General features: G+C 67.0%; 8 protein-coding genes. 5 read left to right on the plus strand and 3 right to left on the minus strand.

The window, feature by feature from the left end:
- Positions 1–129 precede the first annotated feature (129 nt).
- On the plus strand, positions 130–1,323 hold the full coding sequence (locus ACQKIE_RS03210) for a zinc-dependent alcohol dehydrogenase (RefSeq protein WP_427455700.1): 1,194 nt from the start codon (positions 130–132) through the stop codon (positions 1,321–1,323).
- Positions 1,316–1,957 (plus strand): hypothetical protein, encoded by a 642-nt coding sequence (locus ACQKIE_RS03215; protein WP_427455702.1) that lies wholly within the window; start codon positions 1,316–1,318, stop codon positions 1,955–1,957. The genes ACQKIE_RS03210 and ACQKIE_RS03215 overlap by 8 nt, the downstream gene beginning before the upstream one ends.
- Here ACQKIE_RS03215 and ACQKIE_RS03220 read toward each other — a convergent pair.
- Positions 1,954–6,141 carry a CheR family methyltransferase gene (locus tag ACQKIE_RS03220; RefSeq protein ID WP_427455704.1) on the minus strand — a complete coding sequence of 1,396 codons (4,188 nt, stop codon included), beginning with the start codon at positions 6,139–6,141 and terminating at the stop codon, positions 1,954–1,956. The two genes, ACQKIE_RS03215 and ACQKIE_RS03220, sit on opposite strands and share 4 nt — an antisense overlap.
- 58 nt (positions 6,142–6,199) lie before the next feature.
- Entirely contained in the window at positions 6,200–7,513 is a 1,314-nt protein-coding gene (locus ACQKIE_RS03225) for a sigma-54-dependent transcriptional regulator (RefSeq protein ID WP_427455706.1), read from the minus strand.
- A gap of 197 nt (positions 7,514–7,710) precedes the next feature.
- Here ACQKIE_RS03225 and ACQKIE_RS03230 point away from each other — a divergent pair, with 197 nt between their 5' ends.
- The 3 genes from ACQKIE_RS03230 to ACQKIE_RS03240 are packed head-to-tail and all read left to right on the plus strand — an operon-like array spanning position 7,711 to position 11,029.
- On the plus strand, positions 7,711–9,009 hold the full coding sequence (locus tag ACQKIE_RS03230) for an NRAMP family divalent metal transporter (protein WP_427455708.1): 1,299 nt from the start codon (positions 7,711–7,713) through the stop codon (positions 9,007–9,009).
- Between the two features lie 47 nt (positions 9,010–9,056).
- Positions 9,057–10,046, plus strand: a complete 990-nt coding sequence (locus tag ACQKIE_RS03235; protein WP_427455711.1) for an MDR/zinc-dependent alcohol dehydrogenase-like family protein — start codon at positions 9,057–9,059, stop codon at positions 10,044–10,046.
- Complete coding sequence (locus ACQKIE_RS03240) at positions 10,043–11,029, plus strand: Gfo/Idh/MocA family protein (RefSeq protein ID WP_427455713.1); 987 nt, start codon at positions 10,043–10,045, stop codon at positions 11,027–11,029. The genes ACQKIE_RS03235 and ACQKIE_RS03240 overlap by 4 nt, the downstream gene beginning before the upstream one ends.
- A gap of 56 nt (positions 11,030–11,085) precedes the next feature.
- Here the strand turns inward: ACQKIE_RS03240 and ACQKIE_RS03245 are convergent, their stop codons facing one another.
- Entirely contained in the window at positions 11,086–12,126 is a 1,041-nt protein-coding gene (locus ACQKIE_RS03245) for a UDP-glucuronic acid decarboxylase family protein (RefSeq protein ID WP_427455715.1), read from the minus strand.
- Positions 12,127–12,132: the final 6 nt, after the last annotated feature.

A 12,132-nucleotide genomic window follows, 5' to 3' on the forward strand; every position in this document is an offset into this window, starting at 1 on the left:
CTCACATTCCTGAGCGGGCACGCGTGGCGGCGTTCCCGAATGTGGGCGGCGTGCGCACGTCGCGCGCGTAAGTCCTTCACACGCGGAGCCCTAAGGTGAGCGGGTCTTGTCCACCACGGAGCAATCCCAGTGAAAGCCGTCGTATTCCATGGCCTTGGCGACATTCGACTCGACGATGTACCGGAACCCACGCTGCAAGCGGAAACCGATGCGATCGTCCGCCTCACGGCATCCGCCATCTGCGGCACCGACCTGCATTTCATTCGCGGCACGATGGCCGGTGTGGAGCCGGGCACGATCCTCGGTCACGAAGGCGTCGGTGTGGTGGAATCCCTCGGCGAGGGCGTGCGCAACCTGAAGGTCGGGGATCGCGTGGTCATTCCCTCGACCGTGGCCTGCGGCTACTGCTCGTACTGCCGCGCGGGCTACTACTCGCAGTGCGACAACGCCAACCCGAACGGCCCCGGCACGGCATTCTACGGCGGTCCGAAAGAAGCAGGCGGCCTGAACGGCATGCAGGCGGAAAAGGTCCGCGTGCCGTTCGCCCACGTGAACCTGGTGAAGTTGCCGGACTCGGTGAGCGACGACGAGGCCATCCTGATCTCGGACATCTTCCCGACCGCTTACTTCGGCGCCGATATGGCGAACATCAAGCCGGGACACACGGTCGCCGTGCTCGGATGCGGGCCCGTGGGTCAGTTCGCGATCGCGTCTGCATGGCTGCTCGGCGCGGGGCGGGTGATCGCCATCGACCAGCACGAGGACCGGTTGTCGATGGCTCGCGACCAGGGCGCCGAGCCGGTCGACTTCAGCCGGGAAGATCCCGTGGAGAGCGTGAAGAAGCTCACGGGCGGCATCGGCGTCGATTCGGTGATCGATGCCGTGGGTGTCGACGCCGAGCATGCGCACGGGGGACCGGCGGCGGGCAACCCGGCGCCGGGCACGGCGAAGGATGCCTCGCCGGAAGCGAGGGAGGAGGGCGCGAACTGGAAGGCCGGCGATGCGCCGATGCAAGCCCTCGCATGGGCCGTGGAGATGGTCGCGAAGGCAGGTACCGTGTCCATCATCGGGGTCTATCCTCCCACCGACAACCTGTTTCCCATCGGTGCCGCGATGAACAAGAACCTTACGGTACGAATGGGAAACTGCAATCATCGGAAGTACATCCCCATGCTCGTCGAGCGCGTGCGCGCGGGGGATGTGCAGCCGACGCGGATACTCACCCAGCGGGAGTCCTTGTCCCATGTGCTCGATGCATACGAAGCCTTCGACCGGCGGCAACCCGGCTGGATCAAGGTCGAACTCGATCCCAGCGGTGGATAACACGGACAACGCGGTCAGCATCGGCGAGGCCGCGTTTCGCCGCGATGCCGCCCATGCGCTCAGCACGCCGTTGGGAAGCCTGCTTCTGCAGGCCGAATTGATCGACCACTACCTGGGCAGCGGCAAGGTCGGACAGGCGCGCGATGCCGTGGGCACCCTGCTGCGGGATTTCGAAACCTTCGGGCAGCGCTTCCGCTCGGTGTTCTCGGCCATGGCGGATATCGCCGAGGACGGCACCAGCGAAGGCGATCCGCGGGCGTGCCTCGCCGAGGCGCTGGTCGAACTCGGCGAGGAGACGGTGCATGTCGGCTATCGCGGCGTATCGCCGCGGGTGGCGGTGCCCGCCCATGCGCTCACGGCGCTGATGCGGCGCCTGGCCATGCTTGCGACCACGCTGGGTGGTGGCCAGGTGACGCTGATCGCCGCCAAGGCGGAGGAGGAATGCCTGCTGTCCTTGACCGCGGCGGAGACGGGCGAGGCAGGCGACGCGGAGTCCTCCTTCGACTCGCCTCGCTCGCTGCACTTCCGCGTGGCACTCGAGATCGCGGCAAGGCATGGCGGCAGGTTGAAGTCCGGAACGGCTCCCGGCGCGATCGCGCTCCTGACGCTACCCCTCGCCCGCGAGCCGGCCTAGGCCGGCTTCTGGGGTTTCGAAGCGGTCGGCTTGCCCTTGCCGCGCGCCTTCTTCTTGCGCGTGACGCTGGCGAGGACGAAGAGGAGCGCGCTCATCGACACGGGTTTGCTGAGATGGGCGTCGAATCCCGCTTCCAGCGCCTTGCGTTCGTCCTGCATCCGGCCGAAGCCCGTCAGGGCAAGCGCCGTCACGTTCGCCGCGTTCTCGTTCGCGCGGACGCGCTTGATCAGTTCGATGCCGTCCATCCCAGGCATGCCGAGATCCGACAACAAAGTGTCGTAGTTGCCGGTCGCCAGAATGTCCAGTGCTTCCTGGCCTGTCTGTACGGCGGACACCTCGGCGCCTTCCATGGTCAGCAACTCGGTGAACGGGCCCAGCAACTCGGCGGAATCGTCGACGAGCACGATACGGCGACGGTCGAGCTTGCGCCCTTGGAACCCGTTTTCCGACGGCGATGGCGAGACGCCGTCGACATCGTGGAGTGGCAGCCGGACCATGAAAGACGCGCCCTTGTCCGGGCCATCGGAGTGGGCGGCGACGGAGCCCCCATGGAGTTCCACCAGCTGCCGGACCAGGGCCAGGCCGATGCCGAGGCCCGCGCTGGCGTGGCTGCGGCGATTCAGGCCCTGCTCGAACATATCGAACGCGCGCTCGACCACCTCGGGCGTCATGCCGACGCCGTCGTCAGTCACGCTCAGCGATGCCTCTTCGTCGTCCCGTTCCAGTACGAGGCGCACGTGCCCACCCTCACGTGAGAATTTCGTCGCGTTGCTGAGCAGGTTCCAGATGACTTGCTCGATACGAATGGTGTCGGCCAGCAACACCACGTCGTCCGTGAGCAGTTCCATCTCAAGCGTGATGCCGCGACGGGAGAGGTCTTGCGACATGCCGTGCGCCACGCGTCGGATGCATTCGGACACGTTGACCGGCGAAAGGTTGAGCGTGAGCTTGCCGGTGTTGAGGCGCGACAGGTCGAGCAGGTCGTCGATGATCTGCGCCTGGCCTTCCACGGTCTTGCGGATCGCCTCGGCGGAGCGCCGGAGCAGCGGATCGTCGTTCGTCGCGGCGGCGCGCGCCACGAGTTCGGCGTTCATCAGGATCAGGTTGAGCGGATGCTTCAACTCGTGCGACATGACCGCGAGGTACTCGTCCTTCATTTCGATCGCATTCTGCGCCTGCTGCCTCGACGCTTTCTCGGCCCGGAGCAGATCCTCGCGCTCGCGCTCGCGTTCCTTGTCGAGGGTGACGTCCCTGGCGATCTTCGCGAAGCCGTGGAACTCGCCGTGCTGCAGCGGCGTGGTGATGCCGCTGCAGAAAATATGTCGGCCATCGGCGCGGATGTGCCAGCGGTCGTCGTGGGCGCGTCCGTCCCTCCTGGCCTGTTCCATCTCGAGCCGGAATGCACCGCGCGCCCTGTCTTCCGGGGTGAAGATGATGTCGCCGTCACGGCCGATGACTTCGCTCGCCTGGTAGCCGAAGATGCGCTCGGCGCCCTTGCTCCACGAGGTGATGCAGCCGTCCCGGTCGGTGGTGATGATGGCGTAGTCGGTGGCGCTGTCCGCGACCAGACGCATGCGCTCGTCACTGCTCCGCGCGGCCTCCTCGGCACCCCGACGCCGGGTAATGTCGATGAAGGTGAGCACGGCGCCTTCGATGCGATCCTCCGCCGTGCGGTAGGGCAGGATGCGGGCGATGTACCAGCGGCCGTCCTGGCTGCCGACTTCCCGCTCGATCGAACGCAGCGCCTGGAAGGCGCTCTCCGCGTCCGCGGCGAGGTTCGGGTAATCCAGGCTGTGGCTCAGGTCGAGCAGCGAGCGCCCGACGTCGGCGGAGATGAGGCGGAACACGTCCGCGGCGCGCGGGGTGAAACGCTTGATGCACATGTCGCGGTCGACGAACACCGTGGCGATGTCGGTGGACGCGACGAGGTTCTGCAGGTCGTCGTTGACCTTGGCGGTTTCTTCCACCTTGAGCTTCAGCTCGTGGTTGACCGTGATCAGCTCCTCGTTGATCGACTGGAGTTCTTCCTTGCTGGTTTCCAGTTCCTCGGTCGCCGAGCGCAGCTCTTCGTTGATCGATTGCAGCTCCTCATTGGAGGCCCGCAACTCCTCGCTCGAGCTTTCCGACTCCTCCATCGTTGCCTGGAGCTGTTCCTTTGCCCGCTTGAGTTCTTCCTCCAGCTGGAGGAGGAGGGGGACTTGTTCCTGCTGCGTTTCGCTCGTCGCCGCCTCCGGCGCGGGACCCTCGCGGAAGATCACCAGCTGGTACCCGGCGTCGCTTTCCTGATTGCGGACGGGCCAGACCTCGATCGTGACGGAGAGCGACGTGTCGCCCCGGTCCAGCGCCACGGCACGCGACTGGACGGGCTTGCGCTCCTGCGATGCCTGGAACAGCGACGTGCGGAGCTCCAGTCGCAGCTCGGGCACGATGAGGGAAACCAGTTGGTAGGACGGTGCGCCCCCCGCCATGCGCAAGTAAGGCCCGGCGGATTCCGACATGTGGGCGATATGCCCGTCGCGGTCCACGAGGACGCTCGGGGGCGCGTGCTCGTCCATCGCCTTGCGGTGGATATCGCCCAACGACGGAAGGCGCCGTTCCTGCGCAACGGGAGCCGTCGTCGCCTGTGCTGTGAGCGCGGTCCGGCCACCCGGCGACGAACGCAGGTAGAGCCCGGTTGCCCGTTCCGGCTGCGCCCGGTAGATGCGGTTCTTCTTATCGACGGGCGTGAAGAAGCGCGAGGCGACGTCCGCGGATTCGGAGCTACCGAGGAACAGGTAGCCGCCAGGTCGGAGCGCGAAATGGAACATCTCCAGTACGTGGGCCTGGATATCCCGGTTCAGGTAGATCAGGAGGTTGCGGCAGCAGATCAGGTCCAGGCGCGAGAACGGCGGATCCTGGAGCACGTTGTGCCGGGCGAAGAGCACCTTTTCGCGGAGGGGCTTCGGCACCTGGTAGAAGTTATCGTCGCGCGTGAGGAAGCGGCTGAGCCGCCCCGGCGAGATATCCGTGGCCACGGCGGCGGGATAGCTGCCCTGGCGCGCGTAAGCGATGGCGTCGTCGTCGATGTCGGTAGCGAATACCTGGACGGCGACCTCCGGCGGCGCCGCCTCCGTCAGCAGCATGGCGAGCGAATAAGCCTCCTCGCCCGTGGCGCAACCGGCGCTCCATGCGCGCACCCGGTCGGATTCGGCGAGGTTCTCGAACAGGTGCGGGAGGACGTTGCGCTCGAGCGATTCGAACGCTTCGCGGTCGCGGAAGAAGTTCGTGACGCTGATCAGCATGTCCTTGAGCAGGGCCGGGCGCTCATGCGGATGGTCGTGCAGGAAGTGGCGGTACTCCTCCAGTGTCCTGAGGCCGTTGACCTGCAGCCGGCGCTCGATGCGGCGGAGGACCGTCGCCCGCTTATAGGCCCGGAAATCGTGCCCCGTCTTGGCGCGCAGGATCGACATCACGTCGCGGAAGGCGTCCTCGTCCACGCTGCCGATGGGCAGCGACTTTCCTTCGGCGTCGTCCCCGGACTCCCCCTCGTCCGGTAGTGGAATGGTCGAGGCGTTGCGCGCCAGCGTCAGGATCCTGTCGGGGAGCTCCGCCACAGGCAGGACGATGTCCACGGCGCCCGTGGCGATGGCGGCCCGCGGCATCTGGTCGTATTCCGCGTCGTCGGGGTGCTGCGCGAAGGTGATGCCGCCGCGCTCGCGGATACGCGCGATACCCACTGAACCGTCGGCACCGGTACCGGTGAGCACCACGGCCAGCGCGCGCTCCCTATGGACTTCCGCGAGGGTCCGGAAGAAGTAGTCGATGGCGACGTGCTGGCCATGCGATTTCTTCAGGTCGACCAGGCGAAGGTAGCCGTCGGTCATCGACAGTCCCTTGCGCGGTGAGATCACGTAGACCTCGTTCTTGCGCAAGGGCGTGGGCTCGACGACCTGCACGACGCGCATGCCGGTCGAGCGCTGGAGGATGCGGTCGGCGACGCTGTCGTGCCGTGGCGAGAGGTGCATGACCACCACGAAAGCCATGCCCGGTTCCGCGGGCATGCCGCTGAAAAACCGTCCGAGCGCCGCCAGTCCGCCGGCGGAGGTACCGATGCCCACCACCGGGAAGTCCAGGTGGCTCACGCGAAGACTCGGATCGGTTTCCGGGTCGTGCGGCGGGAGCGTGTTCGTCATCGGGGCGGCCATGGAAAGCGAGAACCTGATTGTCCTCCATCTGCCATGCGCTTGCCCATTGACGCGTCCGTCACCCCGGATCGCTCGCGCGGAGCGGCGCCGCGACGCTACCGCGGTAGCTCGCCAGTTTGTTGTAGATGGTCCGCGTGCTTATGCCGAGGCGCCGGGCTGCTGCGGCGCGGTCGCCACCGCAGGCGGCCAGCGTGTCGAGGATCACGTCGCGCTCTACCTCAGCGAGCGTCTTCGTCGCCGGCGCGCCGGGCAGTCCCGACTCGGCCGGACGATGCAGGGTCAGGAGCGGCCCGCCCTGCAGATAGGCGCGCTGCACGACCTGCCTGAGCTCCCGGACGTTTCCTGCCCACGAGTAATGACGCACCGCATCGAAGGCATGCCGGTCGAAGCGCCGGAACGTGCCGTATTCGGCGTTCAGTTCATCGAGGATCGCCTGTGCGATCACTTCCACGTCTTCCGGACGCTCGCGCAGTCCGGGCATCCGGATCTCATAGCCGGCGACGCGGAAATAGAGATCGGCGCGCAGTCGCCCCTCGGCCACGGCCCGGCGCGGCACGAGATTGGTGGCGGCGACGATGCGCACGTCGACCTGTCGTGGTGAGCGGCTCCCCAGTGGCGTGATCTCTCCGGACTCCAGGAAACGGAGCAGGGCGGCTTGCACCCCCGGCGCCGCTTCGGTCAATTCGTCGAGGAAAAGCGTGCCGCCGTCGGCCTGGGCGATCAGTCCCGCGTGGGTTTCCACCGCGCCCGTGAAACTGCCGCGCTGGTGGCCGAAGAGCTGGCTGGCAAGCAGGTCGGAGGAGAGTGCCGCACAGTTGATGGCGAGGAACCGCCCGCTGCGCCCGCTCCGTGCGTGCACCAGGCGCGCGGCCAGCTCCTTTCCCGTGCCGCTTTCGCCATGGATCAGGAGCGGAAAGCGACTCGCCGCCACGGCGTGCAGCTCGTCCAGGGTCGCCCGCATGGCCGGCGAGTCGCCCAGGAGGTTAGATCGCGACGTCGCCGCGGCGTCGTCGCGGGACAGGGGCGACTTCGCCAGCAACTCCCGGAAGGCCGAGAAGCGAAATGGCTTCGTCAGCACGCCCAGTGTCCCCGGCACGCTCTTGCCGGCCCATTTCGCCAGCGCGGCGTTGCCGCTCATGACGATCTTGCGCGTCTCGACCAGGCGCGGCTCCGAGAGCAGCTCGAGCCCACAGCCGTCCGGCAAGCCGATGTCCACGAGCGCGCAATCGAAGCGGCGGCTGGAAGCCGCTTCCACCGCCTCCCCCAGCGTCATGACGGGATGGGCCTCGAATCCCACCTCGCGAGCGAACTCGCTCGCCCTCTCCGCGAAGGAACGGTCATCGTCCAGGATGAGCAAGGTGTTTTGAGGCATGAGGTGTGTTGGCGTGGCGAGAAAACAGGTCGGGAAAACCTTAAAGTGAGGCGTGCGTCGTGACGAAGTAGTCAAGGGCGCGTCGGTGCCCGGACTCCCGTTTCGTTTAGGTTCGTCCGGGGACCTTCACGGATGCCGTGCGAGCGACGGGGCAACGCTTCCACATCATCGTCGCTCCTTTCCCGAGCGAGACCCTCATGAGCCCGCGCGCGGCCGACATGGAAAAGGCCGCTGCCAGCAAGCAAGGCCGCATGAGGTGGCTCGGCAGTGGCGTCGTCACCGGGGCCGCGGACGATGACCCGTCGGCCATCGGCACGTACGCGAGCACAGGCGCGCGATACGGCCTTGGCGCCTTGTGGATCGCTCCCGTCCTGCTGCCGATGATGTACGTGGTGATGTACGTCTCGGCGAAGCTGGGTCGCGTCTATGGAAAGGGCCTTTTCGCGGCGTTGCTGGACCGCTTCCCGCGCAGGGTCGTCTATCCCATGGCGGTGCTGGCCATCGCGGGGAACGTGATCGAGGCGGCGGCAAACCTCGGCGGTGTCGGCGCTGCCTTGAACCTGCTCTTGCCGGTGCCTGTGTGGGTCCACGTGGTCGCCGTGGCCGCCGCGGTCACCGGCCTCCAGGTACTCGGCTCCTACGAGTTGCTGCGGCGCATTTTCCGCTGGCTGGCCCTGGTCCTGTTTGCCTACGTGGGGGCGGCGATCATGGCGCGACCGGACCTGCGCGACGTGCTGCGCGGCACGCTCATGCCGTCGGTGCGGTGGGACGCGGGCTTCGTGGGGATGCTCGTCGCCTGCATCGGCACGTCGCTATCGGCGTACGTCTATACCTGGCAGTCGAACCAGGAAGTGGAGGAGCGCATCGCGGCCGGGGATCCGGCGCCATGGGAACACAAGGGCGCCTCTCGCACGTCGATGGCGCTGGTACGGCGTGATGTCATCGCAGGCGTGGCGTTCTCGAACATCGTGCTGTACTTCATCATCATGTCGACGGGGGCCACGCTCCACGCAACGGGGCAGCACGACATCGACAGTGCGGCCCAGGCGGCGAAGGCACTCGAGCCGATCGCCGGTTCCGCAGCCCGGTGGCTCTTCGCGTTGGGTGTCATCGGCGTCGGGTTCCTCGCGATTCCCGTGATGACCACCGGTGCGGCTTACGATCTCGTGCAGGTGCTCGGCAAGCCGGGCAGCCTCCACCATGCGCCGGCACAGGCGCCGCTCTTCTACGGCACCATCTTCGTGGTCACGGTGGCCGCGATCGCGCTGAACCTGCTCGGCTTCAATCCGATGCGGGCGCTGGTTTGGTCCGGCATCGTCCAGGGCTTCTCGGTTCCTCCACTTCTTTTCCTGATCATGCTCATGACGAACGACAGGCGGATGATGGGGGACCGCGCCAATGGCCGTCTCACCCGTGTCCTCGGCTGGACCACGACCGCCGTCACGGGCCTGACCACCGCCGCGCTTGTCGTGCTGTGGGCGCGCGGACTCGGCTGACGCGCCATGAGACATCCCGAACCCATCACGTGACCGAAGGAGGAACGATGACCGGCTCTAACCCGGAGACCATGCGGGCCGCCGTACTGGCGGCGCCCGGCGAGGTTCGCATCGAGGACGTGGCAGTGCCGCGGCCCGGGCCGACCCAGGTGCGCATCCGCCTGCAGGGGAGCGGCCTGTGTGCCTCGAACCTGCCGGCTTTCGAAGGTCGGGAGTGGTTCTCCTATCCGATGCCCGCGGGCGACCTCGGACACGAAGGCTGGGGCGTCGTCGACGCGGTCGGCGACGCCGTGACGGACTTCGTCCCGGGCCAGCGCGTGGCCGCGCTGTCGTATCGCGCCTATGCGGACTACGACGTGGCCGAGTCGGCGCACGTGGTGCCCCTTCCTCCCGCGCTGGATGGACAGCCGTTTCCGGGCGAGGCACTGGGCTGCGCGATGAACATCTTCCGGCGCGCGGACGTGCGTCCCGAACACACCGTGGCCATCGTCGGCGTCGGGTTCCTGGGTGCCGCGCTGATCCAGCTTTGCGCGAAGGCGGGGGCGCGGGTGGTGGCGGTAGCGCGCTCCGAGTCCGCGCTCGATCTCGCCCGCCGCTGCGGCGCCGCGCAGACCTTGCCGATGCACGATCACGCGACGGTGATCGGACAGATGGAGACGCTCACCAACGGTGCGTTCTGCGATCGCGTCATCGAGTGCACCGGTAAGCCGTGGCCGCTCGACCTGGCCGGCGAATTCACGGGTGTGCGTGGCCGGTTGGTCATCGCCGGTTTCCACCAGGACGGCCTGCGCCAGGTCAACGTGCAACTCTGGAACTGGCGCGGCATCGATGTCGTCAATGCGCATGAGCGCGATCCTGCCATCGCGACGGATGGTATTCGCCTGGCGGTGGATGCGGTACTGGATGGACGCCTCCACCTGTCGCTGCTGGTCAGTCATCGCTTCCCGTTGACCGATGCCGGGGCGGCGCTGGCGGCAGTGCGCGACCGGCCGGACGGATTCACCAAGGCCGTGCTGCTGATGGAGGAGACGGCATGACACGCAAGTTGAAGCTGGGTTTCGCGGGCGTCGGCTGGATCGGCAGGCATCGCATGCAGGCACTGTTGGACTCGGGCCTCGCCGAGGCGGTCGGCATCCTCGACCTCGACGAGGCCTGCGTTGCCGAGGCGCGCGCCCTCGCGCCGGACGCCGTGGTCTGCGCTTCGTTCGAGGAACTCCTATTGCTTGAACTCGACGGCGTGGTGATCGCCACGCCGAGCGCGGGGCATGCGTCGCAGTCGATCGTGGCGCTCGAGCGTGGCCTTCCCGTGTTCTGCCAGAAGCCGCTGGGTCGAAACGCCGAGGAAGTCACGGCGGTGGTGGATGCGGCGAAGAAGGTGGACCGCCGCCTCGGTGTCGACCTCAGTTATCGGCACCTGGCCGGCATGGCGCAGGTGCGCGAGATCCTCCGCAGCGGGGAACTGGGTCGCATCTATGCCGCGGAAGCGGTCTTCCACAATGCGTACGGGCCTGGCAAGCCATGGTTCTACGACCGCGCGCATTCGGGTGGCGGCTGCGTCATCGACCTCGGAATACACCTCGTCGACCTGGCGCTGTGGCTGCTTGGCGAGCCCGCCGTCACCGGCGTGGACAGCCGTTGCTTCGTGCGTGGCGTGCCGTTGCGCGAGGCGCCGGATGCCGTCGAGGACTATGCGACGGCCCGCATCGACCTCGAAGGCGGCGTCGTCGTCGATGTGGCCTGCTCATGGAACCTTCCCGTCGGCACCGACGCGGAAATCGGATTGCGTATCTACGGCACAGGCGGAGGGATCGGCCTGCGCAACGTGGAAGGCTCGTTCTATGACTTCATGCTTGAACGCTTCGACGGCAGGCAGCGCAGCGTGCTGGCTTCACCGCCGGACGCGTGGGGCGGCAGGGCCGCGGTCGCCTGGGCGGGGCAGGTATTGGAGTCGCCTAGCTACGACACCGAAGCCGACTCACTGGTGACGCTGGCGCAGGTACTCGATCGCTTCTACGCCTGATCAAAAGGGCGCACACCCGTAGGAGCCGCTATAGCGGCTCCTACATCGCTGTCTGTTCAGGCGCTCGCCGCCGCGTTCAGGGTCGCGCCGCCGCGTACGCGCCGCTTGCGGGCGGGGAACAGTTCGCGGCGGAAAGCCTCGATGGTCAGGGCGAGGCCGTCCTCCGCCGAGACCTTGGGACTCCAGCCGAGCAACGCCTTCGCGCGCGAGATGTCGGGACGCCGGCGTTGCGGATCGTTTTCCGGCAAGTCGCGGAAGGCGAGGGTCGACGAGCTGCCTGTGAGCTCGATGATGAGTTCGGCGATTTCCTTCACCGAGCGCTCGACCGGGTTGCCGAGGTTCATCGGTCCGCAGTGGTCGCAGTCCATGTAGCGGACGATACCTTCGACGAGGTCGGAGACGTATTGCAAGCTCCGTGTCTGCTGACCGGTGCCGAACACCGTGAGCGGTTCACCCGCCAGCGCCTGGCAGATGAAGTTGGTGACGATGCGCCCGTCGTGCGCGTCCATTCGCGGCCCGTAGGTGTTGAAGATGCGGATGATCCGCACCGGGAGGCCGTGGTGTCGGTGGAAGGCCATGGTGGCCGCCTCGGCGTAGCGCTTGCCTTCGTCGTACATGCTGCGGGGGCCGTTCGGATTGACGTTTCCCCAGTCGTCTTCCTGTTGCGGGTGATGGATCGGATCGCCGTACACCTCACTTGTGCTCGCAAGGAGGAACTTCGCGCCGTGCGTCTGGGCGAGCCGAAGCAGGTTGTGCGTGCCGTAGCTGTTGGCCTCGAGCGTCTCGATCGGCCACTTCTGGTACTTCGGTGGCGAGGCGGGGCTGGCCAGGTGCATCACCCAGTCGACCTTGGAGGCCATCTCGAACGGCTTCGCCACGTCGTGCTCGATGAGGCGGAAGCGCGGATGTCCTTCCAGGTGGGCAAGGTTGGCGCGCCGTCCGGTGATGAGGTCGTCCACTCCCGTTACGCGATGGCCGTCCGCGAGGAAGCGATCGACCAGGTGGCTGCCGACGAAGCCCGCCGCTCCCGCGACGACGATGTGCAGCGACGGGGAGGGCGGCGAACCAGCCCCTTCCAGCGGTGTTGCCTTTGCCATGACTGT

It is taken from the genome of Luteibacter sp. NPDC031894, assembly GCF_050273135.1.
In the GTDB taxonomy this organism is placed as follows: Bacteria; Pseudomonadota; Gammaproteobacteria; order Xanthomonadales; family Rhodanobacteraceae; genus Luteibacter.

Coding starts and splice junctions, on each gene's coding strand:
- ACQKIE_RS03220 (WP_427455704.1), bottom strand. CDS start 6,141: ATGGCCGCCCCGATGACGAACACGCTCCCGCCGCACGACCCGGAAACC.
- ACQKIE_RS03225 (WP_427455706.1), bottom strand. CDS start 7,513: ATGCCTCAAAACACCTTGCTCATCCTGGACGATGACCGTTCCTTCGCG.
- ACQKIE_RS03230 (WP_427455708.1), top strand. CDS start 7,711: ATGAGCCCGCGCGCGGCCGACATGGAAAAGGCCGCTGCCAGCAAGCAA.
- ACQKIE_RS03235 (WP_427455711.1), top strand. CDS start 9,057: ATGACCGGCTCTAACCCGGAGACCATGCGGGCCGCCGTACTGGCGGCG.
- ACQKIE_RS03240 (WP_427455713.1), top strand. CDS start 10,043: ATGACACGCAAGTTGAAGCTGGGTTTCGCGGGCGTCGGCTGGATCGGC.
- ACQKIE_RS03245 (WP_427455715.1), bottom strand. CDS start 12,126: ATGGCAAAGGCAACACCGCTGGAAGGGGCTGGTTCGCCGCCCTCCCCG.